This window comes from Leptolyngbya sp. UWPOB_LEPTO1, assembly GCF_017302695.1.
Taxonomy (GTDB): Bacteria; Cyanobacteriota; Cyanobacteriia; order Leptolyngbyales; family Leptolyngbyaceae; genus Leptolyngbya; species Leptolyngbya boryana.
The window spans coordinates 243803-265222 of sequence record NZ_JAFLCJ010000001.1; the positions used below are offsets into that span (position 1 = coordinate 243803).

Genomic DNA, 21420 nt, shown 5'->3' on the forward strand with positions numbered 1-21420 from the left:
ATTTTCTAAATGCAGCCGCTTTGTCTTCTCTCACGAGATACAGATTGGTTGCAAATGTCACTCAGTTGTTCGAGAAATTAGAACAGGGAAAATCTTCGGGTGGCGTTAAGGATTGGATTTTCGGAGCCGTTAACATTTTTTGATAGAGTCTTGCGGCACGGCTAGAACGCTTAAATTTATCCAGAAGTTCTAAGTAAGCGAAGGGGAGAACGATGACCCAAAATAGACACGCGATCGCAATCACTAAGCCTGATATCCGTTGCTCTTTCTTGGTTAAATCATCTTGATCATGACGGAAAAATTCGAGCCAGCTAATGAAGAGAACTGGCATCACGGCTACGTAAAATAATCCCGAAACCACTAACAAAACTTGCATAAACAACTCTTTCCTCAAACATTGACGTTGCTAGGAATTGAAATCGTAGCGACCCCGTGTTAGTCCCGTAGCTTTCCTCCTCTAGAGATACTATGCAGTTCTGAATATCTGCGTTAGCAAAATCACTGAATGTTGTTCTATAGATTTATGAAAGACATTGTTACACGGCATCGTATCACGTTGTAAATGTTACCCAGCATCACCTGTTACCTACCAGTGATTAAAATCATTGACGCTGAAACAATAAACCCACTCCCAACAGCGCAATCAGGACACCCATGACAGATCGTATGCTAACGCGATCGCCCAAAATCCGAGTTAAGGGTATGACAAATAAGGGACTGGTACTACTCAAGGCTTGTGCGATTCCGGTTGCAGCGAATTTCAGAGACGTTTGCTGAAGTAAAATTCCTAAATAAGTACTCACGAATCCCGTTGTTGCAATCACGACAAACAATCGACGATTTTGTACGGGTTTAACCAGTTCAACCGATTGGCGTTGCAGCAAGATCCAGATGAGCAGTGCGATCGTACCGCCTAAAAGCCGAATTAATGTACTCCAGAGTGAGTCAATTTCAGAACTGACCAGTGCGGCTCTTGACATAACGGCACCTGTTGCTTGCCCAAGAGCGGCGAGCAGTCCGAATAAACTGCCCCGAAGCGGACGGAAATTTTCGTGAACATCAGAAGCGCGTTCTAAGATCACCCAAACGACTCCGACAATCGTCAACCCAATCCCAAGCCAAGCCGTGGTTGAAATCTGCTCTTTGAGAAAGAGCAAGGCAAACACAGCAGACATAGGAGGCGCAAGAGTTTCAAATAAAAGGGTTCTTCTTGCGCCGATGCAATTGAGCGCGTTGAAATAAGCAGTATCACCGAAGCCAATGCCGATCGTGCCGCTGAGAAAGAGCAGGAGAAAATGAGCCGGATCGATCGAGGGAATATTCCACTGAGTGAGGAGTAAGGTCAGGACGAGCAAAACGATCGCAATCCAGCCCTTGGTGAAATTCAAAGCCAGCGGCTTGATTTGCCGTCCAACGCCCGTATAGACGATCGAGGCAGTTGCCCAGATCAGGGCAGCCATTAGCGCAGCGATTTCACCTCGAAATTGAAGAAAGAAAGTCAAAGTAAATCAACCAATTCAAGTGTTTGAGCCGGATCGACGAGTGTATTCGCGCAGAGAATTCCCGAAGCCGCAACAGCAGGCACACCAATTCCGGGCATGGTGCTATCTCCAACTCGGTAGAGATTCTCAATTGGCGTATAACAACTCGGAAATAATCCTTGTCCAGCAGGAATTCCGGCTCCGTATGTGCCTTGATATCGTCGCAAATATCGCGCATGAGTCAGCGGAGTTCCAATCAGTTCCAAGACGATGCGGGATTTCAAATCTGGAATGACTTTCTCAACGGCACGAAATAGCGACTGCGATCGCTGATGTTTTTTCTGCTCATACTCGGCATTTCGCGCCCAACCTTCAAAAGGTTCTAACGTGTAAGCATGAACAACGTGATGCCCATCTGGAGCAAGCGTCGCATCCCAAACCGAGGGAATCGAAATCATGCAGGTATTTCCAGGGGTAGTGATGTCTCGATCGTCATGCACGACCACATGATGACCTGTTAAACCTTCTAAACCCTCTGCGCGAATGCCAAGATGCAAGTGCATAAAACTCTCGATCGCTGGCGTTTTGAGTGCGTCTTGAGTATTCGGCAGGGGATCTAAAAGTTGCGAATAGGTATCCCAAATTGTGGCGTTAGAGATGACGATCGCTGATTTTAATTCTTCGCCATTTCGCAGCCGCACGCCTCGAACTTTGCCGGATTCAACGAGAATTTTCTCGACATGCGTACCCAATCGCAGCGATCCGCCCCATTTTTTCAGCCCTCGCACCAGCGCATCGACGATCGCGCCACTTCCCCCGATCGGATAATCAATCACAGAATTTGTCCGCTCTCCAAACATAAAGGCAACTTCAGGCGCGATCGTGCCGTGAGCCTTTAATCCAGACAATAGGAAACATTCCAAATCGATGAGTCTTCGCACCCAAGGATCACGAACCGTTTGATCCATCAAATCGCCAACAGAAGCTTGAATCATCCCCAAATTCGGGAGCAATTTCAGCAACGAAGGAAGATAACGACTCAACAAAAGCGGGGCTAATTTCCAATCGCTGCGTAGAGCGAGCGTCGGAATTCCGCGTAAGCCTTCGTAGAGTTTGAGAAACCGTTCTTCAAGTTCGACAAGCTCGATCGCACCTTGAGGAGAAATGTTCGCGATCGCCGATCGATATTTTTCTAAATTTCCATACACCGGAAGAGTCGCGTCTGGAAAATGATAATGACCAAACGGATCATAAGGAATCGCTGCGACGGGTTCTTCTAACACCGCTAAAACTTGGCGCAGCGGATTGACTGAATGGGCATCGCTCAACCCGCAGTAAAACGATGCCCCAGAATCAAAATGAAATCCTTGCCGCGAAAAGCTGTGAATTGCGCCGCCTGGAATAGTATGGCTTTCACAGACCACCACCGACTTTCCATATCGAGCCAATAATGCCCCTGCGACCAGTCCACCAATTCCACTCCCGATTACAACAATCTCTGTATCGTGCATATGAATGTTCCAAGTAGTGTTTCCACTACTTAACGAGTGTCAGCCCTTGTGAATAAAATGAACTCAAGTATTCTCGTGATTTTAAGACAATGTCATTTTTTGATTCCGAGATCGTTCAAGAAGAAGCTAAGAATCTTTTTCAGGATTATCAATCTCTAATCCAACTAGGCAGCAGCTATGGCAAGTTCGATCGTGAAGGCAAAATCATGTACATCGAACAGATGGAAGCCATTATGGATCGCTACAAAGTATTTATGAAACGCTTTGAGCTATCCGAAGATTTCTCTGCTCAGATGACAGTTGAGCAATTGAAAACTCAGTTGGGTCAGTTTGGCATGACTCCACAGCAAATGTTCGATCAAATGCAGCAAACCTTGAATCGGATGAAATCCCAAATTGACAAATAAAGCGGGTCGGGCAAACTGCCCAACCCCAAGAATTTGTTACGGTTTTTCAAAGTCCGACATGGGGCGGAACTTCTCAACAGGCACATCCTGCAACGCTTGAGACATAAAATCTCGCCAAATTGGAGCGACAAACGTTCCTCCCGTTGCACCCTGTCCTAGCTGCGAGTAGTTATCGTTTCCGACCCAAACTGCTGTTGCAAGCTGAGGCACATATCCCACAAACCAAATATCGCGCTCTGAAGAAGTTGTTCCCGTCTTTCCGGCAGCAGGACGACCAATTTGAGCTGCCGTTGCCGTTCCGCGCGTGATTACACCTTGTAGAGTGTCATTCAGAGCAGCAGATGCCCAGGAATCAAGCACTAGTCTTGGTTTCGGCGTGTTGTCTAAAATCACATTGCCACTGCTATCTGCAACTTGGGCGATCAAGGTCGTATCTGAATACCAGCCATTGTTTGCGAAGGTTGCATACGCACTCGCCATTTCTAGCGGCGTCAGGTCAACGGCTCCTAATGGCAAAGAGATCACAGGATCAATGGGGCTTTTGATACCAATACTTCGGCAGATTTCAACGACTTTATTTAAGCCGATTTCTTGACCCAGCTTGACCGCAGGGACATTTCGCGACTGCTCTAGCGCGCGGCGTAGCGTCATCGCTCCACCAAAACTACGATCGTAGTTTTGCGGATAATACATTTCATATCCATCTGGATATCCTACTGGCGCATCTAGGATCGTTGCATCGGGAGAATATCTGCCGGAGGCAAAAGCCGCGTAGTACACAAACGGTTTAAAGGCTGATCCAGGTTGGCGAAGGGCTTGAGTTGCACGGTTATATTCGCTCTTCTTCGCATCGACTCCACCCACCATCGCTTTGATAAACTGCGTCCGGGGATCGACTGAAACGATCGCCATCTGGTCGGCATACACCCCTTGGTTATTCAAGGTACTAATCCATCGACGGGCAGTATCTTCAGCAGCCCGCTGCATCTTAGAGTCGATCGTGGTTTGAATGCGCATCCCACCTTTGAGCACTGCATCGCGCCCGAATCTACGTGTGAGTTCTTTCGTGACCTCATTCGTAACATAGGGCATCTGACTGGTCTGGAACGAGGTGATCTTGCCAAGTTTAATCGGCTGTTTGCGAGCGGCAGTTTCCTCTTCAGCCGTAATCCAGCCCAGTTCTCGCATCCGATTGAGCACATCGCCTTGACGGGCTTTTGCCGCTTTCAGATCGACAAAGGGGCTGAGATCTTCCGGCGATTGAATCAAGCCTGCCATCATCGCAGATTCAGCCAGATTCAGCTTCGATACATCTTTGCCGAAATAACTTCTTGCAGCCGTTTGAGCGCCGTAGTTGTTATGTCCCCAATAAATCTGGTTCAGATACATTTCCAAGATTTGGTCTTTCTTGAAAATCTGCTCAACTCGCAAAGATAGAACGGCTTCTGCCACTTTGCGGCTAATCGCACGTTTCGGGGACAGAAATAGGTTTTTCACAAGCTGCATGGTCAGCGTCGAGCCGCCTTCAACCGTGCGTCCTGTCGTGAAATTCGCCATCGTGGCTCGGGCGATCGCGCCGCCATTCACCCCACGGTGTGAATAGAAATAACTATCTTCAATGGCAATCACAGCCCGTTTGAGATGAGGAGAAATTCCATTGAGGGGAACCACTTCTCGATTTGCCTCACCGTGAATACTGGCAAGCATTTTGCCCTTGATATCGTAAATATGAGTGGTTTCGCTTGGTTTGTAGCCTCGCAGCGATCGCACGTCAGGCAAGTTGCGAAAACTGATCGCAAGTCCGACCAGTCCACCTGCAATCACCGAACTTGACAGCATCGTAATCGCAAGTAGCGTTCCTCCTGTCACTTTGCCGATAGATTGAACAAATTCTCGGGTGGTTTCAGGTTGGCGCTGCTTTTGTCTTAAGGTGTTAGACGACACGGCAAACTCTCTTTCGTAAAAGTGGGGTTCGATGCTTGGATGAGTCAAGCGTTTCCGGGTAAGGATTCCGTAACTCTAGTAGGATAATTGAGACTTGCTGAAATGGATCAAAGTTTCAAGAAAGCTCAGCCAAATGAAAACTATAGTAATTGGTCGAACAAGTGATTGAAAATGGCACAGAGTCAGTATTGTAGATTACGGAACAGATGCAGTCGTTGATTTTCTCAAAAGTATAAAGTATGTCTAACTCGCTTGACTGGCTGTTTCGGGGAACGACAGAGATTTTCCCAGACCAGCCGGATTCTCATCTTCCGACTGAAAATTTACGGGTTCGCTTGGAGAAAAGTGAGCGTCCGTTGCGGATTAAGTTCGGAATTGACCCCACTGGAACGGATATCCATTTGGGGCATAGTACTATCTACCGCAAGTTGCGTCAGTTTCAGGATGCCGGACATACTGCGGTGTTGTTAATCGGGGACTTTACGGCAAGAATTGGCGATCCGACAGGGAAATCCGAGGTGCGGAAGCAGTTGACCGAAGAAGATGTCGCCGCGAATGCAAAGACGTATTTGCAGCAGTTGCGCCCGATTCTGGATTTTGATACGCCGGGACGTTTAGAGATTCGTTATAACTCTGAATGGCTGTCTAAGTTGGATTTGGCTAAGATTCTAGAACTGTTAGCGACGATGACGGTCGGGCAAATGCTGGCAAAAGAAGGCTTTGCCGAGCGGTATAAGCAAGGAACCGCGATTTATTTGCATGAATTTTTGTACCCGTTGATGCAAGGCTACGATTCGGTTGCATTAGAAGCCGATGTCGAATTAGGAGGAACCGATCAGAAGTTTAATTTGGCGGTTGGACGTGATTTACAGCGGCATTTTGGACAGACTCCGCAATTTGGATTATTAATGCCGATTTTGCCAGGATTAGACGGCGTTCAGAAGATGTCGAAATCGTTGGGCAATTATGTGGGACTGTCAGAAGATCCGCTCAGCATGTACTCGAAATTGGAAAAAGTGCCGGATTCGGCGATCGCTCAATATTTCGAGCTTTTGACTGACTTACCCCTCGACCAACTGCCTGAGAATCCAAGAGAGCGTCAAAAACTTCTTGCCCTCGATATCGTTACCCAGTATCACGGGAAAGACAAGGCTTTAGAAGCTCAAACTGCTGCTTTAAGTTTGATTCAAGGTGGTGGAAGCCAAAGCGATGCTGTCCCAGAGTTCTCGCTGTCTGGGCTGCAATTTCCATCGAAATTGTTTTATCTCGTGAGTGCCGCCGGACTGTGTAAGAGCAGTTCCGAAGCGCGGAGACAAATTCAAGGCGGAGCCGTCAAGTTAGACGGCGAGAAAATGAGCAGTCCGGATCTGCTGTTTGAAACGCCAGACACTTTGACCGGAAAAGTGCTTCAGCTTGGAAAGAATAAATTTGTGCGGTTTGTACCATGAACGATCGAATTATCGTGCCGTTAGATGTCCCGTCTGAGGAACAAGCGATCGCGCTCGTCGATCGCCTTCCTCAAGTTACGTTTTGGAAAGTGGGGCTAGAATTGTTCGTCAGTTCGGGTTCCAACATTCTCAAAGTCTTGCAAGAGCGGGAGAAGCGGATTTTTCTCGACCTGAAGTTTCACGATATTCCCAATACGGTAGCAGGAGCTTGCGCGGCGGCGGCTCGGTATGGCGTGGATTTGATTACGGTTCACGCGACAGCAGGAAAGGCAGCCTTGCAAGCCGCACAAAGTGCGATCGAGGCAAATAAAGCGCCGGGGTCAGATCCGAAGTTGATTGCGATCACCGTTTTGACGAGTCTATCAGCGCGATCGCTGGCATTTGAGTTAAAAATTCCGCTGGAATTGCCAGAGTATGCGCTGGAAATGGCAATGTTGGCAAAAGAGAGCGGATTAGGGGGAGCAGTGTGTTCACCTCATGAGGTGACACAGTTGCGCGAGGTGTGTGGCAAGGATTTTGTCTTGGTTTGTCCGGGGGTGCGTCCTGCATGGGCGGCTGTTGGCGATCAGCAACGGGTCATGACTCCGGGGCAGGCAATGAAGGCAGGAGCGACATATTTAGTCATTGGTAGACCGATTACGGCAGCAGATGATCCGGGGGCAGCGTTTGAGCGAATTTGTGAGGAGATCGAAGCGGCTTCTGTCTCTTAATCGTTTGATTCACTTGGATGTCTCAAGATGAAATCTTTACCTTATTGGGCGCTCATGAGTGTTTGGGCGATCGCGGTTTCTCAATTTCCTGTCCAAGCTGCAACTCGTGTCGCTTGCCCCACTGAGATCGAACCGCTCGTCAGGGCAATGCTGCCTGAATTGCCAGGATATGCCAATCGCATTACAGTGCGAGAACGCTTAACTCGAAGTCAGAAAAGCTCCGTCATCCTAGCAGGACGACCCGAATTTGAACCGCTGCCGCTCAATTCCGATCGCCCCCCCGATCCGACTCTCAAACAAGTCTTTATCACGACGTTAGGACGAGAATATGTGGGGAGCAAGCCAGTCGAACTGCAAGAATTTCACTGGCTCTTTCTCACTCGCAGCCAGCGAGGATGGCAACTTCCGCTCATGTTTACCCGCATTGGCACGACGACACCAGGACAGCCGATCACTCCGCCCCGCGAGAGTCGAGAAAGCTCGATCGGGAAAGCAATCCAACTCTGGTTACAAGATTGCGATCGTCGCGGGATTCGCAAGAGAAATTAGGATTCTTGAATCGATCGATTAACAGCGTTATAAGAAAATGATAGTGTGAGTCGCCATTTTTCTGTCAATCAACAAATAAGCAAGATGATTGATTACATTTCTTTATCTTTATGTCATCTCGTTCAACAGTCATCGGGTGAATGTGATTGAACAGGATCTTAGGCAGAATAGTACAAGCTTTCTTTGGGAAGAAATACGGAAGTTTTCGATCTAATTCCCCTGTCGATAGGTAATATGCGGAACATAGTCGATCTAACATTCCAAATCCCGGTATTAGGCAGAAAAAGCCGGTCTAATCCTCTAATTTGGGATGTTATGCCGACTTTCATCAGCCTAACTCGTCCTGGCGGGAGGTTCTGCCGACCAGATTCGGTCTAACGTCCGAATCTGGATGATTAGGTGGAAAGAGTCAGTCTAAACAATTGTTAGGCGCGTTACCCTTTAAGTTGGAAAGCTCAAATTCTTTCAGTTTTAATGGATCCACGACAGTTATTCAGCGATGAACGTCTTACAGGATTTTGCGTTTATTGTGGTGGCATACCTCAAACACGTGATCATGTTCCATCTCGTGTGTTGTTAGATGATCCATTTCCCTCTAATCTGCCAGTCGTGGGATGCTGCGCTGCCTGCAATGCCAGCTTTTCAATGGATGAGGCATACCTCGCCTGTTTTATTGAATGTGTCCTCGCTGGATCAACGATTCCCAGTAATCTCAAACGACAAAAAATTTCACGTATTCTTAACGAGAATGCTGGACTAGCAAAGAGAATAGCTGACTCGGAAATAGCATCAAATAAAGATGAGAAACTGTGGAGTCCTGAGATTGATCGAGTGAGGACAGTGATACTTAAGTTGGCACGCGGTCATATCGCCTACGAACTTAGTTTGCCAAGAACTGATGAACCCTTGAGCATCAGTTTTGCTCCGCTAGTTTCGTTGGATGAGGAAGTGGTTGCTGATTTCCTCAGTCCTGTGGATACTCCGTTCTGGCCTGAGATTGGAAGTCGAGCCTACATTAAAGAGGTCAAAAAGATGACTTGGCCTCGCTCAGATAATTGGCAAGTTATTCAACCAGGGAGGTATCAGTATCTAGTGAGTCAGGCTGATGGCGATTTCGTCCGAATTCTTCTCAGTGACTATCTCGCATGTGAAGTCAAATGGGATTGACAAACTGTGATGCTCTTATGATCGCGCCTAACAACCGCAATGCACCGGAACTTTGAAATACATCGGTCGGTAGCAAAGGTTTTTGAAGTCCGGTGATTGCGAACGTTAGCTAGCTCTATCCCGTCTGTGGGACATGCACAAAACTTTCCTGTTCTTCGAAAGCTCAAGCTAAATCAATCTCGTTAACAAGTCGTAAAACGCTGTTATACAAAGGTTCTGCAACCCAAAATCCAGCTTCATTCATCAACGCATCCAATAGCGGTCTCACTTCAGTGATCAAGCCTTTACTTTTCGCTTCGACTAAGATTCCCAAGATGCCTGTATAGCGAAGATTCAGCCTGTTTGCAACTAACCGACCTCGGCGTTCATCAATTAAAACTTGATCGGCTTGAATCTCAACTGCTAGAGCGATCGCCTCGGCTTCTCCAATATCAAGTTCGTTGCTCAGTGCTTCGACAAGGATGCGATCGCTAACAGCACGAGTTTGGATCCAGTCAAAGGTTTGTACTTCAGTCGCACCTGCAACAGGAAAATTGGGGTCAGTTAATTCTCGATAAACGGCTTCGGGAATAAAAACCGTTCCATACAGTTGATTAATGAAGATGAAGGTGATTGATGGCAGCAAGATTGTTGATGGGTGATGTGTCACTGACGATAATCACAATCTGCCCATCTCCCGCAGGTTCTGAATATCCTGCTCAAAATCTTCTACTCCGTAATGTACTGGGATATGACGGCTAGCGAGTAGGTGTTGAAAGGCTACACGGTGCATTCCCGCAAAACGACTGGCTTGAGCAAGAGTAAGCTTTTCCCGCTGAAAGAGCATAATAGCGATTTCCTGACGCATTTCAGTCTCAGTCATGCGAGTTGCGGCTAAAATTTCGTCAGGGATAATAATGCTCATGGCTATACTCCTTCCTGCTACTCCTACTATTTTATGCTTCTAAGGCAGCAAATGTCTGTGTTCCGCCCGATCCAGCTAACACTGCGTTGGTTTCATCCTAAAACGCTCTACATTGGACTGCTGCTCAATAGCGCAGGCGTTCCCGGAAAAGATGAATATCAACTGTGATGCTTCGCCCTTATTCTGAGGATGGCTCGCGGGTGAGCGTCAATCCAAGCGCTACGATCGCAGCTTGGGGATTAAGCGACAGTTGCGAGTATCCCGTGAGATTTAGGCATTTCACCGAAAAGGCAATCCTGGGTACTTTAAGCTTTGAAGCTTTGCGATTTCTCTTGTGCAAGCTTTTCATTGCCCCCATGAAAGTCATTTATAAAAGCGAAAATAAACTAGCGCTGCAATTCTGTCCCTGGTTTAAGTGGACATTTGTGAGTGTGTTTAACATCTGTGCGATCGTGGTTCTGTTTGCACTTCTCGCATTAACCTGGGAAACGTTTGAGTGCAATCGCAACCTAGCACTTCCGACTCAGGGACACTGTACGATCACTCAGCACAATTGGATTAGTAAACGTCAACGGAGTTGGCAACTGGAAGAGATCAAAGATGTGACTCTAAAAACGGTCGGTTCTGAAAGAAGGGGTTCACTGCGTTATCAGATTCAACTGGTCACGACAACGGGAATCATTGAACAGGCAGAAGTTTATCCCAAACGCTCACAGCAAGAGGAGATCCAGCAGTTTCTGAAGGCTCAGCGATCGCGCATAAAATTCCAAAGAGATCTGCGATCGTACGCGTTTTTTTGTTTCACGCTTTGTTTGGCAGGGGCAGCAGTCTTTGGGATTTGGGCAGAACGAGTGACGCTGGAAATCAGCCGATACACTCAGCGATTAACGTTGAAACGACGGAATTGGATTAGAACCCGGACGACTGAGTATCCGCTAGACCAAATTGCAGAGGTGACGGTGCAGAAAAAACGGGGTGGAAAATTTGGTCCGATGGGACGGATTGCGATCGCGCTGAAGGATGGCAAAACGATCGTAGTCCATCCTTATGATCGGTTTGATACCGAAGGGAACGGTCACGAAAGAAGTGCGGCAATGATTTGCCGTTTTCTGGCTCTCTAGACGATTTCAGACAGTAGCAGCCCAAATTTTGCACGATTGAGTCTAAATTTCAGCAAGCCTGAAGTTCGGGTTCGTAAGGGTAGAAATTCAGACAAATCGACCACGCGACATTTATCGTTGAGGCGATTTCAAAAAGCGATCGGTTTGCCCCAGTGCGAGAAGAGTCGGGCACAAGCTTGAAAAAACGTCGCACGGGCGGCTCATCGCTCTGCCGTAAAGCCTTGTGGCAGTGGATGTTTACTCAAATCGAAGTTCGCCGCAAAACTCAAAACCCCCGAATTCTCGAAATTCGCCAGCTCTATCAGACCGCACTCGATCGCTATAGTCTCAGCAGCGACGAACGACCGCGCGGCATCAAGATTAAATTGGCTCGCGCCTACACCCGACGCAAAGTTGCAATTCTTCTGTTTGAAGCCCTTGTGAAAGCCGTCGCCCAAAGCTGATATATTGAGTTTAAACATTTTCCAAGACTTAGCGATAAAGGTGAGCCATGGCACAGCGGACTCGGTTGGGAGACATTCTAAAACCTTTAAATTCTGAATACGGTAAAGTTGTACCTGGATGGGGAACCACCCCTTTGATGGGAGTCTTTATGGCACTCTTCTTGGTATTTCTGCTGATCATTCTGCAAATCTATAACCAAGAATTGCTTCTCGATGGCTTTAACGTTGATTGGGGCAACTAAACCCAAAAACGCAATTAGCAAAATCATTCCCGGAGTTTTCCGGGTTTTTTTTTAGGAGCGGGATTGAGGGGAACCCCTACAATAGATCGAATCCCCACTCCCTACTCCACCTTTACTTGACTGACATCAGGAGATCGATATGAACTTCTTCGGCATCGGCTTACCCGAAATGGTACTGATCCTCGTCGTGGCACTCTTAGTCTTTGGTCCCAAAAAACTGCCAGAAATTGGACGCAGTATGGGTAAAGCGATCCGGAGTTTCCAGGACGCTTCTAAAGAATTTGAGAATGAATTCAAACGCGAAGCAGAAAATCTGACTGCCTCGGCTCCACAGACCATGGAAGCAACTTTAGAAGAAAAACCAAAAATCGCCCCGGCAGAAGACCCTCAAACGGTTGAGGAGACTGTCGCTGTCACCCCGATCGAGAAAGAGTCCTAATGTCCTCCGAAGCAACGTCCCCGCAATTGATCGTTGGGCTAGGAAACCCTGGCAGCAAATACGAAAATACTCGTCATAATGTCGGGTTCCTGGCGATCGATCGCTTAGCAAAACTCTGGCAGATTGGACTGTCCGAACATAAAAAATTCCAAGGCTGGTTTGGAGAAGGAATGAGTCCGGTCGGCAAGATTCGCTTGCTGAAACCGACGACTTATATGAATAATTCCGGTCAAGCGATTCGAGCGGTCGTCGATTGGTACAAAATTCCACCCGAAGCGGTGATGGTCATTTACGATGACATGGATTTGCCAGTCGGAAGATTACGATTGCGGTTATCCGGGTCAGCCGGTGGGCAAAATGGAATGAAATCCGCGATCGCTCATCTGGGAACTCAGAAATTTCCTCGCCTAAGAATTGGTATCGGTAGCGCCAAATCGAACGAGAAAGATGCGGTATCTCATGTCTTAGGAACCTTTGCCCCGAATGAGAAAGGTGCGATCGATGAGGTTTTAAACCTCACAGTCAGCGCCGTCGAACTCAGTCTCAAGCAAGGGGTTGAAAAAGCCATGAGCCTTTACAACAATCAATCTGTAGAGTCGAAGTCTGCATCATGAGCAAACGTCTCCCTGAAACCACTGCCCATGTCCGCATTTTGCGCCAGTCCTGGCAACAGGGCAGTATCGAAGGCGAGGTCAGAGCAAACGAATATGAGTGGCAGTTTCACTGGCATTTTCGACGCGGATTGCTGAACATTCAGCCTTCGCTCGGACGAGCCTTGATTAAGGAACCGCTAGGGAGATTTTTGGAAGCGAAAGATTATCAGCTTGAACCGGGTGGGGATTATTCGTTTACGATTCGGGCGGAGTTGTGAACTCCCCCACTCCCTACTCCCCTACTCCTCCACTCACCAACCGCCCTAAATACCGCTCAATCAACAGAATTGCCACAATGTCATCAATCGGTCGCGGCGGCGTTCTCATCCCTTCAGGAATCAGCCGCGCTAGCCCTTTCGGTGGATACATTTGCCAATAGCGATCTCGCGCCTCTAGCGAACTATTGCGCTCATCGACGGTGATAATTCGCATCGGCTCACTGAGATCAGTCTCTAACTTCTGCCGCCAGGTTTTAGAAGAAGTCTGATCACCCATGACCAACAGCGAAATCGGAAACTGACTCCTCAGAGATGAGATCGTCGAAATCGTCTCTTCAGACGAGATCACTTGATGATAATAAATTCGGCGATCGACTCCCATCACTGCGACTCCGCATTTTTGTCGCCCTGGATCAAATCCCAGAATAACGGGCTGTTCCGCCATACTCACCTCTTGCCGTTGTTCTGTCTACAGATTGCTAATTCGATGCCCGCAGCACAACCTGCCCATCCTGCACCGCTACTAATTCTATTTTGAGCGGTCCCGCTGTGTAAGTCACATCCGATGCAACTGCCCGCAATTCAATCGAATTCGGATAGCGGCGAAGCTGATCGATAAAAGATCCCAGACTCAACAGTTTCTCAACCTCTAGTCTGTCATTCATCACCCCTGCGACACGGGCACGGGCATTAGAAGCCGCAATCAAATCTTGTAAGGTTTTCTGAAAATCCTGGGGGGACAGTTTAGACGGTTCCAGCGTTTGAGTCGCGATCGTATCTCCTGCTAAAAAGACAACCTGATTCGGCACCGCACTCATATTCACGACAACGCCTCGGTCGTCACCGAGAACATAATTTGCCCCGGCTTGCACCCGCACCAGATAATCTTTACCATCTTGAATTTGCTGAATGAGGTTTTGCACTTCCGCAATCGGGATTTGCACAATTTGCTGATTGTTCTGCCCCAGGCGAAGCGACTCGATCGCGGTTTGATTTGCCAATTGCAGTAATTGATCGACCGCTGCTTTGGCTCCACCTTGTTCGACGACGCGCACAACACCTGAAGACAGCACTTGTGTCCGAAAAATTGCCAGATCACCTCGGCGAATCTGTTCCACATCTTGCTGAATTTGCTGAACGGCTGCCACGAGAAAAGCTCTCTGCTGTTCCAGGGTTTTCAATTCTGCTTCGCGTTGAGCAATGACTTGATCGCGCTCATTAATTTCGCGATCGCGCTTTTCAATCAGGGCAGTTCGTTCCGCAATTTGCGCATCTCGTTCCGCAATTTGGGCTTTCACCTGATCCCGTTGTTCAATTAACGCCTGCTGCTCAGATTCCAGTTGATTGATTTCGTTGCGGAGCGAGAGTGCTTGCTGAGAAACTGTTTCTAGCTGATTGCGGGTGAGATCTCGCTGCGCTTCTGTCCTGCGAAGTTGGGCATCGGTTTCTCGTTGTCGAGCGACTGAAACTTGAAGATTGGCATTGAGGCGCTTGAGATATTCCTCAATTTGGGCACGTTCCGATCGCGCTTGCTCTAGATCTTTCTCAACCTCAGCTTTTCGCTGATCTGTGGTTTTGAGATCAGCCGTGACTTTATCGAGGTCGCGATTTGTCGCCCGCAAGTCGGCTTGAATTCGCCCGAAGTTCAACACCATCTCTCGAAAGGTGCGACTGGCAAGCAGTAAAACGCCTAACGTAGAGGCAGAAATCAGCGTGCCCGTCAAAATCGTCACGACAACTGCTGTTTGTTTGGGACGGAGATTGAACAAGCTGAGGCGGGCTTTTCCCACGCGCGTTCCTAAGCGATCGCCGACTGTCGCGATCACCCCTCCTAACACCAACACCACCAAAATTAGAATTAGCCCGACATCGGACATGACGCTCCCACAAACCCCTAGACATACTGCACTCTAAGGGCACTTTCAGACTTTGCCTTTCATTATGACTGCTCGCTCTATGATTCGCGTGAGTCACTCAGGACTGAATTCTAATCGAATTAGGTAAATTGTTGACTAAGCGTTACCGGATTATGAACGGTTATTTTTTTCTTGTGAATTGAGATCATTTTGTCCTGACGCAAATCGCCCAGTAAGCGGGTGACTGTGACGCGAGTCGAGCCGATTGCTTCAGCGATCGCTTGGTGAGACAGTTTGAGATCAATCATGATCCCCTCTTGTGAGGGCACACCAAAGTCACGACACAGAATCAGGAGGAAACTAACAAGACGCGATCCCATATCTCGGTGCGCCAGCGTTTCGATCATCATTTCAGTTTGTAAAATTCTCGACGACAAGCCTTTCAGCATCAGCATTGAGAGTTCGGGATTGTCTTTGAGCGCTTTTTCAACTTGTTCGATCGGAACAGACAGCAATTCGACAGGGGTGAAGGCAACTGCGTGATAAAAGCGATCGGCACGTTGTCCTGTGATCAGAGAAAGCACCCCGAACACGCTGTTTTCTCGCAGCAGCGCGACGGTAATTTCTTCTCCTGCCTCGTACACCCGTGAGAGTTTAACCGCACCCTTGACGAGAAAGTAGACCCGCTCCGCCGGATCGCCCGGAAAGAAGATGGTCTTACCGCGTTCAAACGTCTCTACAACAGGAGGATATGCTCCCCCTCCAATCTGACGAAACATCGCTGCAAGCGGTTTATCCTTGGTCACTACCATTTCTTTCCTTGTCGTATCGAGTGAAGCTGGGAAGTCTAACAGTCTATGTAAGCAATCGATGACTTTAGACCACTAAAACTGAGTCTATGATCTGTTTTAGTGTCGTAAACTACAATTTCGCTTTGATCTTCAGAAAACTCAGTAAATTCTCTAAGAAGAAGGCGCAATTTCGAGTCGATCTACTGGAATCTTCTGGGCAGACCCAATAATTTCCACAGATCATACCGTGAAAGCACGAATATTCTAGGACGAGGCATTAAGGAATCATGAAGGATTCCGAACCAGAATCAGAGAGGATTCGCTGGCAGAAAAACCGAACTGAGAAATGACGCAATTCGATCCTCGATTCGCCAAGCTTGGGACGATCGCGTCAGCGAGGAGCAGTTCGAGAGGGATCCCTTTCTGCTATCCTCATAAATGCTTTACACGGTAGAAGACCATGCTAGACCTGACTGGAAAGAACGCACTTGTAACGGGAATCGCGAACAACCGCTCGATCGCATGGGGCATCGCTCAGCAGCTACACAAAGCAGGCGCAAATATTGGCATCACCTATCTACCGGATGCAACCGGCAAAGCGGAAAAGAAAGTTGCCGACTTGACCGAGCCGCTCAATCCCAGTTTGTTCTTGCCGTTGAACGTGCAAGATGACGCACAGATTGAGAGCGCATTCAATACCGTGAAAGACAAATGGGGCAAGTTGGATATTCTGATCCACTGTCTCGCATTTGCTAGCAAAGATGATTTATCCGGCGATTTCTCCAAAACGTCGCGCGCGGGTTATTCGCTGGCGTTGGATATCAGTTCTTACTCGCTGGTGCAACTAGCTGGAGCCGCAAAACCTCTAATGAGCGAAGGCGGTAGTATCGTGACGCTGACTTACCTCGGTGGTGTGAAAGTCATCCCGAACTATAACGTCATGGGAATTGCCAAGGCAGCATTGGAAATGAACGTGCGCTACCTCGCAAATGAGTTAGGGCAGAACAATATTCGAGTCAATGCGATTTCAGCAGGTCCGATTCGGACATTGGCTTCCTCGGCAGTCGGTGGCATTCTCGATATGATTCACCACGTTGAAGAAGTTGCGCCGTTACGTCGAACGGTGACGCAGATCGAAGTCGGGAATACCGCAGCATTTCTCTGTAGTGATCTATCAAGCGGGATCACGGGTCAGGTGATCTACGTCGATGCAGGCTACGAAATTATGGGGATGACGGGATCGAAGCCCACTGCTGGATAGCAATTAGACGATAGGAGATGTGCCGTGCCCAATTTTGAAACTTTGCAAAATCGAGACTACACCTTGATTTTGGATAAAAGTGGCAGTATGTCTACCAATGATCAAATTGGGGGCGGCAGTCGTTGGGAAGCAGCCCAAGAATCAACGCTGGCACTGGCGCGCAAATGCGAGCAGTTTGATCCCGATGGTATTACGGTTTATACGTTTTCTAGCCGATTCAGACGGTACGAGAATGTGACGACGAGCAAAGTCGCACAGATTTTTATGGAAAACGATCCGGTTGGCTCGACCAATCTGGCAGCAGTGTTGCGGGATGCCACCGAAGATTATTTTCGCCGCAAAGCCACAGGACAGAGCAAAACTGGAGAAACCATTTTAGTCATTACCGATGGTGAGCCGGACGATCGTCGAGCTGTGATTGAAGCGATCGTGCAAGCGACACAGAAAATGGAACGCGATGAAGAATTAGCCATTTCTTTTATTCAAGTTGGCTCAGACGCCAGTGCGACAAAATTCTTGAAGGTTCTCGACGATCAGCTTCAAAGTGTAGGAGCAAAGTTTGATATCTGCGACACGGTGACGATGGATGATATGGCAGATATGAGTTTGGCAGAAGTGTTGTTGAATGCGATCGTAGATTAGCACGCTAAAACAGCGATTAAGTTTAGGCAGAATGAGCAGCGATCGAGCCTAAAATCGCAAGCCCAGTCAATCGACTCGATGCACCCAATTGGTCAGTCGCAGCAGCAATACCCTACCTGAAGGAATAGCCAGGAAACCACAACGAAAAGCTCCGAACCTCATCGGGATACCGACCCGCGTCGCAAAACTGATGACGGTTCTCGATAAGTATAATTGCTCTTCGTTTTAAGCTGACCAATGTTGCAGCCTTGATCCAGTTTTTAATGAAATCGTCACCTTAATGACACTTCAATTTCATATCTGAAAAGTAGCCTAAAATGTCCCCATTTTTTCACAATAAATTGTGGATTGAACTGTCAGAATGAAATCCATAGACCAGTTGATGGATACGGGGTTTGGCTCACTGGAACATTCTCTAAATGCGCAAGTCAGAAATCATAACAGCAGCACTTAAAAAAGTACGGTTATCCCTCTCTAGAGACTCTATCCAACTGTAAATCAAACCGTCATTATAGAAGAATCAATTCACCAAGTTTTAAATGAAGTTTTAGGGTAATGCCCATGTCTTGCAATTTACTTTGGAAAGCTAAATATTTGCTGAAATTCCTGAGTAATTTCCCTGTAAGGCTCTTTACTTTATTTAGAATTCGTCTTATCATTAAGTAAAGTCGAAACGACTTCGATTTAGAGTCCTGAACCTCACCGCTACACTTTCGGCTGTTCGTGCTTGTACCCCTTATTTTGTAAGCGTGCTAAAGATTTATCCCCCTTCCCAGGGTGGAGTTAAACAGCATTTCATTCCTGTATCGGCTTGGAATCGATTCGAGTTTGTTGTCTAAAGTTTTCATTTCACGGAGTTGACTGCACATGGCTACTGCCAATACCAAATCTAAATCCACTCCTAGCCCCACCTATACGGCTGATATGGTGCGGACGTATCTGCATGAGATTGGTCGTGTGCCGATGTTGACACACGAGCAAGAGATTCTCTACGGGAAGCAGGTTCAGCAGATGATGACCTTGCAAGAGAAGAAAGAAAAGCTTGAGAAGAAGCTGGGTCACGCGCCGACGCAGCAGGAGTTTTCTGAGCATGTTCATCTCAGTGATTCTGAGTTGAATGGTATTTTTCAACGGGGTCGTCGCGCTAAGCAGAAGATGATCGAAGCGAATCTTCGCCTGGTTGTGTCGATCGCGAAGAAGTATCAGAAGCGTAATTTAGAGTTCTTGGATTTGATTCAAGAAGGCTCACTTGGCTTAGAGCGTGGCGTAGAGAAGTTTGATCCGACTCGTGGGTACAAGTTCTCGACGTATGCGTACTGGTGGATTCGTCAGGCGATTACAAGAGCGATCGCTCAGCAAGCCCGGACGATTCGATTACCGATTCACATTACGGAGAAGCTGAATAAGATTAAGCGAGTTCAGCGCGAGCTAGCTCAGAAATTAGGGCGCAGTGCCACGGCGGCTGAGATCGCGGCGGAATTAGAGCTTGAGCCGGAACAGATTCGGGAGTTCTTATTGATGTCTCGTCAGCCTGTCTCGCTAGACTTACGAGTTGGAGATAATCAAGATACTGAATTGCAAGAGCTACTTGAGGATAATGGTCCTTCACCGGATGCTTATTTGACTCAAGACTTGCTCCGTCAGGATCTTGAAACGTTGATGACGGATTTGACTCCGCAGCAGAAAGAAGTGCTGAACTTGCGCTATGGGTTGCAAGATGGGCACGAGTTATCGCTGGCAAAAGTCGGCGATCGCTTAAACTTGAGCCGGGAACGGGTTCGTCAGCTAGAGCGGCAAGCTTTGGATCATTTACGTCGTCGCAAGGCGAATGTGCGCGAGTACATTGCTAGCTAAGTTTAGGGTTTTATAACTCACAGAGGGGACATCAGTTTGATGCCCCCTTTTTTTGGTTGGAAGATGCGGCAATTTTCTAGGATGAAGTAAAGCATTGCGTCTAAAATTTAGGCAACAAAAGGATAGGTTCTCTTATGGCATTGGCTCCTATTTTGGCAAAGTCCTATATTGAACAGCGAGAGACAGGGTATTGGGTCGTAGGCACTCGTATTTCTCTCGATTCGATTGTTTATGCATTTTTAGATGGAGAGTCACCTGAAAGTATTGCTCAGAATTTTCCGTTGCTTTCGTTGGAACAGGTCTATGGTGCGATCGCATTCTATCTCGCCAACCGAAAGTTAATTGATGCTTATCTGGAAGTAGGTGAAGCAGAGTTTCAGCAATTACAACAGGATTGTAAAGAGAAGAATCCGTTACTGTATGAGAAATTGAAAGCGGCTCAAGCTCAGAAGCACAATGCAGTATGACAGAAATTCGATTTCAGGCTGATGCTGATTTGAGACAAGCCATTGTAACTGGAACAATTCGCAGAGAGCCAAGACTGGATTTTCGTTCAGCTAATGACGCAGGGTTAGAAGGAATAAAAGACCCAGAAGTTCTGGCACTTGCAGCAAGAGATAACAGAGTGTTAGTAACGCACGATCGTAAGACAATACCAATTGAATTTGGTCAATTTATTACAGTGCAGACAAGCTCCAGGGTTTTGATTCTTTCTCAGAATCTTCCAATTGGTGAAGCGATCGATGCCATTATCTTAATTTGGGAAGCATCTACAGCTGAAGAATGGACTAATCAGATCATGACGTTTCCATTTTGAAAGGCAGTATGAATGGTTTGAAGCCACAAGTATTACGAATACTTTAGGAGAGTTGAATGTCTAAAGTTCCAGAACGCTTTGTTGGTCATAATGATTTAACGAAGAACCATAACAGAGATTCTTCGTTGAATCATTATGACTCAATAGGAAGACTTGGAATTCGACTCCACTCGTTCCAGGAGCCATCGTAGTTTCGGACTTTGGGATAGCCGAGAAGGTACTTTAAGACGAACCAGACGAAGGCAGAACGACCACCGATCGCACAGTAAGGGAAGATTTCTCGATCGCGAATAATGCCCTTTTCACCATAGAGCTTCTGAAGTTCCTCAAACGATTTGAATGTACCATCTGGATTCAACGCTGCAAGGTGTTCAATGTGAATTGCACCGGGAATATGTCCACCTCGTTCGTTCCCAGTTGGCGGTCGATTCAGAAAGATTTTGCCTTGGAATTCTTCGAGCGTCCGAACATCCAATAAAGCTGTATTGGGATGGTCGATCGCAGTTTGAACTTCTTCTTTTAAGACTCTCAAATCGGGATTCAGTGCAACTGCTTTTTCTGGAACTGGAGAAACGGTCGAGAGTTCTGCGGCAAGCGGGCGATTTTCTGCTTTCCATGTTTGATATCCCCCATTGAGAACGCGGATATTGTCATGTCCGAAGAGTTTGAAAAGCCAGAAGATCCAGGCTCCAGTGCCGGGATAGCTCCCATAAGCAACAACCATTGTTTCTGGAGTAATACCAGAGCGAGAGAGGAGAGATTGGAACGCGATCACATCTAAATTTTGTCCCAGATTCGGCAGCAGTAAATCATCGAAAATACTCCAAAACACTGCACCCGGAAGATGAGCATCTTTGTAGAGATCAGGACTCATATCAACTTCTAAAATTCGGAGATTTGGCTCAGTTAAATGGTCTTGAAGCCATTGCGTATCGACGAGAACTTCAGGATGAGCGTACATT

General features: G+C 47.4%; 26 protein-coding genes. 16 read left to right on the top strand and 10 right to left on the bottom strand.

Annotated elements, in window-relative coordinates:
- Window positions 1-61: 61 nt before the first annotated feature.
- The 3 genes from J0L70_RS01070 to J0L70_RS01080 form a co-directional block, all read right to left on the bottom strand.
- Complete coding sequence (locus J0L70_RS01070; protein WP_017290578.1) at window positions 62-376, bottom strand: hypothetical protein; 315 nt, start codon at window positions 374-376, stop codon at window positions 62-64.
- Between the two features lie 226 nt (window positions 377-602).
- Window positions 603-1502 carry a DMT family transporter gene (locus J0L70_RS01075; protein ID WP_268180368.1) on the bottom strand — a complete coding sequence of 300 codons (900 nt, stop codon included), beginning with the start codon at window positions 1500-1502 and terminating at the stop codon, window positions 603-605.
- On the bottom strand, window positions 1499-2992 hold the full coding sequence (locus J0L70_RS01080) for a phytoene desaturase family protein (RefSeq protein WP_287452731.1): 1494 nt from the start codon (window positions 2990-2992) through the stop codon (window positions 1499-1501). Before J0L70_RS01080 ends, J0L70_RS01075 begins: the two co-directional genes overlap by 4 nt.
- Before the next feature lie 89 nt (window positions 2993-3081).
- Between J0L70_RS01080 and J0L70_RS01085 the strand changes: the two genes are divergently transcribed.
- Window positions 3082-3399 carry a DUF1825 family protein gene (locus tag J0L70_RS01085; protein ID WP_017290575.1) on the top strand — a complete coding sequence of 106 codons (318 nt, stop codon included), beginning with the start codon at window positions 3082-3084 and terminating at the stop codon, window positions 3397-3399.
- 36 nt (window positions 3400-3435) lie between these two features.
- Here the strand turns inward: J0L70_RS01085 and J0L70_RS01090 are convergent, their stop codons facing one another.
- Window positions 3436-5343 (bottom strand): transglycosylase domain-containing protein, encoded by a 1908-nt coding sequence (locus J0L70_RS01090; protein WP_017290574.1) that lies wholly within the window; start codon window positions 5341-5343, stop codon window positions 3436-3438.
- Window positions 5344-5582: 239 nt separating this feature from the next.
- Here J0L70_RS01090 and tyrS point away from each other — a divergent pair, with 239 nt between their 5' ends.
- From tyrS to J0L70_RS01110, 4 genes are all read left to right on the top strand, one after another.
- Window positions 5583-6791, top strand: coding sequence for a tyrosine--tRNA ligase (gene tyrS, locus J0L70_RS01095; RefSeq protein ID WP_287452732.1), 1209 nt, complete (start codon window positions 5583-5585; stop codon window positions 6789-6791).
- Window positions 6788-7501 carry an orotidine-5'-phosphate decarboxylase gene (gene pyrF, locus J0L70_RS01100; RefSeq protein WP_268180375.1) on the top strand — a complete coding sequence of 238 codons (714 nt, stop codon included), beginning with the start codon at window positions 6788-6790 and terminating at the stop codon, window positions 7499-7501. The genes tyrS and pyrF overlap by 4 nt, the downstream gene beginning before the upstream one ends.
- Before the next feature lie 27 nt (window positions 7502-7528).
- Window positions 7529-8050 carry a hypothetical protein gene (locus J0L70_RS01105; protein ID WP_287452733.1) on the top strand — a complete coding sequence of 174 codons (522 nt, stop codon included), beginning with the start codon at window positions 7529-7531 and terminating at the stop codon, window positions 8048-8050.
- Between the two features lie 474 nt (window positions 8051-8524).
- A complete protein-coding gene (locus J0L70_RS01110; RefSeq protein ID WP_287452734.1) occupies window positions 8525-9217 on the top strand; it encodes a hypothetical protein in 693 nt (230 codons plus the stop codon).
- A 163-nt stretch (window positions 9218-9380) separates the two neighbouring features.
- Here the strand turns inward: J0L70_RS01110 and J0L70_RS01115 are convergent, their stop codons facing one another.
- A complete protein-coding gene (locus J0L70_RS01115) occupies window positions 9381-9842 on the bottom strand; it encodes a PIN domain-containing protein (protein WP_287452736.1) in 462 nt (153 codons plus the stop codon).
- A gap of 33 nt (window positions 9843-9875) precedes the next feature.
- Window positions 9876-10121, bottom strand: a complete 246-nt coding sequence (locus tag J0L70_RS01120; protein ID WP_287452738.1) for a UPF0175 family protein — start codon at window positions 10119-10121, stop codon at window positions 9876-9878.
- 167 nt (window positions 10122-10288) lie between these two features.
- Here J0L70_RS01120 and J0L70_RS01125 point away from each other — a divergent pair, with 167 nt between their 5' ends.
- The 6 genes from J0L70_RS01125 (at window position 10289) to J0L70_RS01150 (ending at window position 13237) form a co-directional block, all read left to right on the top strand.
- Window positions 10289-11242: a hypothetical protein gene (locus J0L70_RS01125; RefSeq protein WP_287452739.1), complete on the top strand. Its 954-nt coding sequence runs from the start codon at window positions 10289-10291 to the stop codon at window positions 11240-11242.
- A gap of 152 nt (window positions 11243-11394) precedes the next feature.
- Window positions 11395-11685 (top strand): hypothetical protein, encoded by a 291-nt coding sequence (locus J0L70_RS01130; RefSeq protein WP_287452740.1) that lies wholly within the window; start codon window positions 11395-11397, stop codon window positions 11683-11685.
- A gap of 47 nt (window positions 11686-11732) precedes the next feature.
- Complete coding sequence (gene psbH, locus J0L70_RS01135) at window positions 11733-11927, top strand: photosystem II reaction center phosphoprotein PsbH (RefSeq protein WP_017290543.1); 195 nt, start codon at window positions 11733-11735, stop codon at window positions 11925-11927.
- Window positions 11928-12066: 139 nt separating this feature from the next.
- A complete protein-coding gene (locus tag J0L70_RS01140) occupies window positions 12067-12366 on the top strand; it encodes a TatA/E family twin arginine-targeting protein translocase (RefSeq protein ID WP_017290542.1) in 300 nt (99 codons plus the stop codon).
- A complete protein-coding gene (gene pth / locus J0L70_RS01145) occupies window positions 12366-12980 on the top strand; it encodes an aminoacyl-tRNA hydrolase (RefSeq protein WP_268180388.1) in 615 nt (204 codons plus the stop codon). The genes J0L70_RS01140 and pth overlap by 1 nt, the downstream gene beginning before the upstream one ends.
- Entirely contained in the window at window positions 12977-13237 is a 261-nt protein-coding gene (locus J0L70_RS01150) for a DUF3146 family protein (protein WP_017290540.1), read from the top strand. The genes pth and J0L70_RS01150 overlap by 4 nt, the downstream gene beginning before the upstream one ends.
- Before the next feature lie 13 nt (window positions 13238-13250).
- Here J0L70_RS01150 and J0L70_RS01155 read toward each other — a convergent pair whose 3' ends face one another.
- From J0L70_RS01155 to ntcA, 3 genes are all read right to left on the bottom strand, one after another.
- Window positions 13251-13682, bottom strand: coding sequence for a RuvC family protein (locus J0L70_RS01155; RefSeq protein ID WP_287452741.1), 432 nt, complete (start codon window positions 13680-13682; stop codon window positions 13251-13253).
- Window positions 13683-13716: 34 nt separating this feature from the next.
- Window positions 13717-15114 carry a DUF3084 family protein gene (locus J0L70_RS01160; RefSeq protein WP_017290538.1) on the bottom strand — a complete coding sequence of 466 codons (1398 nt, stop codon included), beginning with the start codon at window positions 15112-15114 and terminating at the stop codon, window positions 13717-13719.
- Window positions 15115-15233: 119 nt separating this feature from the next.
- Window positions 15234-15905 (bottom strand): global nitrogen regulator NtcA, encoded by a 672-nt coding sequence (gene ntcA / locus J0L70_RS01165; RefSeq protein ID WP_017290537.1) that lies wholly within the window; start codon window positions 15903-15905, stop codon window positions 15234-15236.
- A 439-nt stretch (window positions 15906-16344) separates the two neighbouring features.
- Between ntcA and fabI the strand changes: the two genes are divergently transcribed.
- The 5 genes from fabI to J0L70_RS01190 all read left to right on the top strand — a co-directional run bounded on the left by fabI (window position 16345) and on the right by J0L70_RS01190 (window position 20458).
- Window positions 16345-17145 carry an enoyl-ACP reductase FabI gene (gene fabI / locus J0L70_RS01170; RefSeq protein WP_190653534.1) on the top strand — a complete coding sequence of 267 codons (801 nt, stop codon included), beginning with the start codon at window positions 16345-16347 and terminating at the stop codon, window positions 17143-17145.
- A gap of 24 nt (window positions 17146-17169) precedes the next feature.
- A complete protein-coding gene (locus J0L70_RS01175) occupies window positions 17170-17787 on the top strand; it encodes a vWA domain-containing protein (protein WP_268180393.1) in 618 nt (205 codons plus the stop codon).
- An 867-nt stretch (window positions 17788-18654) separates the two neighbouring features.
- Window positions 18655-19641, top strand: a complete 987-nt coding sequence (locus tag J0L70_RS01180) for an RNA polymerase sigma factor, RpoD/SigA family (RefSeq protein WP_026148934.1) — start codon at window positions 18655-18657, stop codon at window positions 19639-19641.
- A 134-nt stretch (window positions 19642-19775) separates the two neighbouring features.
- Window positions 19776-20108 (top strand): DUF433 domain-containing protein, encoded by a 333-nt coding sequence (locus J0L70_RS01185; RefSeq protein ID WP_287452743.1) that lies wholly within the window; start codon window positions 19776-19778, stop codon window positions 20106-20108.
- Complete coding sequence (locus J0L70_RS01190) at window positions 20105-20458, top strand: DUF5615 family PIN-like protein (protein WP_287452744.1); 354 nt, start codon at window positions 20105-20107, stop codon at window positions 20456-20458. The genes J0L70_RS01185 and J0L70_RS01190 overlap by 4 nt, the downstream gene beginning before the upstream one ends.
- Before the next feature lie 133 nt (window positions 20459-20591).
- On the opposite strand, the gene J0L70_RS01195 is transcribed toward J0L70_RS01190, so the two are convergent.
- Entirely contained in the window at window positions 20592-21419 is an 828-nt protein-coding gene (locus J0L70_RS01195; RefSeq protein WP_287452745.1) for a sulfurtransferase, read from the bottom strand.
- Between the last annotated feature and the right edge of the window lies 1 nt (window position 21420).

Excerpts from the sequence above, each read along its gene's own strand:
- fabI (WP_190653534.1), top strand. The coding sequence starts at position 16,345 with ATGCTAGACCTGACTGGAAAGAACGCACTTGTAACGGGAATCGCGAAC.
- J0L70_RS01085 (WP_017290575.1), top strand. The coding sequence starts at position 3,082 with ATGTCATTTTTTGATTCCGAGATCGTTCAAGAAGAAGCTAAGAATCTT.
- J0L70_RS01180 (WP_026148934.1), top strand. The coding sequence starts at position 18,655 with ATGGCTACTGCCAATACCAAATCTAAATCCACTCCTAGCCCCACCTAT.
- J0L70_RS01140 (WP_017290542.1), top strand. The coding sequence starts at position 12,067 with ATGAACTTCTTCGGCATCGGCTTACCCGAAATGGTACTGATCCTCGTC.
- pth (WP_268180388.1), top strand. The coding sequence starts at position 12,366 with ATGTCCTCCGAAGCAACGTCCCCGCAATTGATCGTTGGGCTAGGAAAC.
- J0L70_RS01070 (WP_017290578.1), bottom strand. The coding sequence starts at position 376 with ATGCAAGTTTTGTTAGTGGTTTCGGGATTATTTTACGTAGCCGTGATG.
- J0L70_RS01160 (WP_017290538.1), bottom strand. The coding sequence starts at position 15,114 with ATGTCCGATGTCGGGCTAATTCTAATTTTGGTGGTGTTGGTGTTAGGA.
- J0L70_RS01155 (WP_287452741.1), bottom strand. The coding sequence starts at position 13,682 with ATGGCGGAACAGCCCGTTATTCTGGGATTTGATCCAGGGCGACAAAAA.
- pyrF (WP_268180375.1), top strand. The coding sequence starts at position 6,788 with ATGAACGATCGAATTATCGTGCCGTTAGATGTCCCGTCTGAGGAACAA.
- ntcA (WP_017290537.1), bottom strand. The coding sequence starts at position 15,905 with ATGGTAGTGACCAAGGATAAACCGCTTGCAGCGATGTTTCGTCAGATT.
- J0L70_RS01150 (WP_017290540.1), top strand. The coding sequence starts at position 12,977 with ATGAGCAAACGTCTCCCTGAAACCACTGCCCATGTCCGCATTTTGCGC.
- J0L70_RS01110 (WP_287452734.1), top strand. The coding sequence starts at position 8,525 with ATGGATCCACGACAGTTATTCAGCGATGAACGTCTTACAGGATTTTGC.
- J0L70_RS01080 (WP_287452731.1), bottom strand. The coding sequence starts at position 2,992 with ATGCACGATACAGAGATTGTTGTAATCGGGAGTGGAATTGGTGGACTG.
- J0L70_RS01195 (WP_287452745.1), bottom strand. The coding sequence starts at position 21,419 with ATGTACGCTCATCCTGAAGTTCTCGTCGATACGCAATGGCTTCAAGAC.
- psbH (WP_017290543.1), top strand. The coding sequence starts at position 11,733 with ATGGCACAGCGGACTCGGTTGGGAGACATTCTAAAACCTTTAAATTCT.
- J0L70_RS01120 (WP_287452738.1), bottom strand. The coding sequence starts at position 10,121 with ATGAGCATTATTATCCCTGACGAAATTTTAGCCGCAACTCGCATGACT.
- J0L70_RS01125 (WP_287452739.1), top strand. The coding sequence starts at position 10,289 with ATGCTTCGCCCTTATTCTGAGGATGGCTCGCGGGTGAGCGTCAATCCA.
- J0L70_RS01190 (WP_287452744.1), top strand. The coding sequence starts at position 20,105 with ATGACAGAAATTCGATTTCAGGCTGATGCTGATTTGAGACAAGCCATT.
- tyrS (WP_287452732.1), top strand. The coding sequence starts at position 5,583 with ATGTCTAACTCGCTTGACTGGCTGTTTCGGGGAACGACAGAGATTTTC.
- J0L70_RS01185 (WP_287452743.1), top strand. The coding sequence starts at position 19,776 with ATGGCATTGGCTCCTATTTTGGCAAAGTCCTATATTGAACAGCGAGAG.
- J0L70_RS01105 (WP_287452733.1), top strand. The coding sequence starts at position 7,529 with ATGAAATCTTTACCTTATTGGGCGCTCATGAGTGTTTGGGCGATCGCG.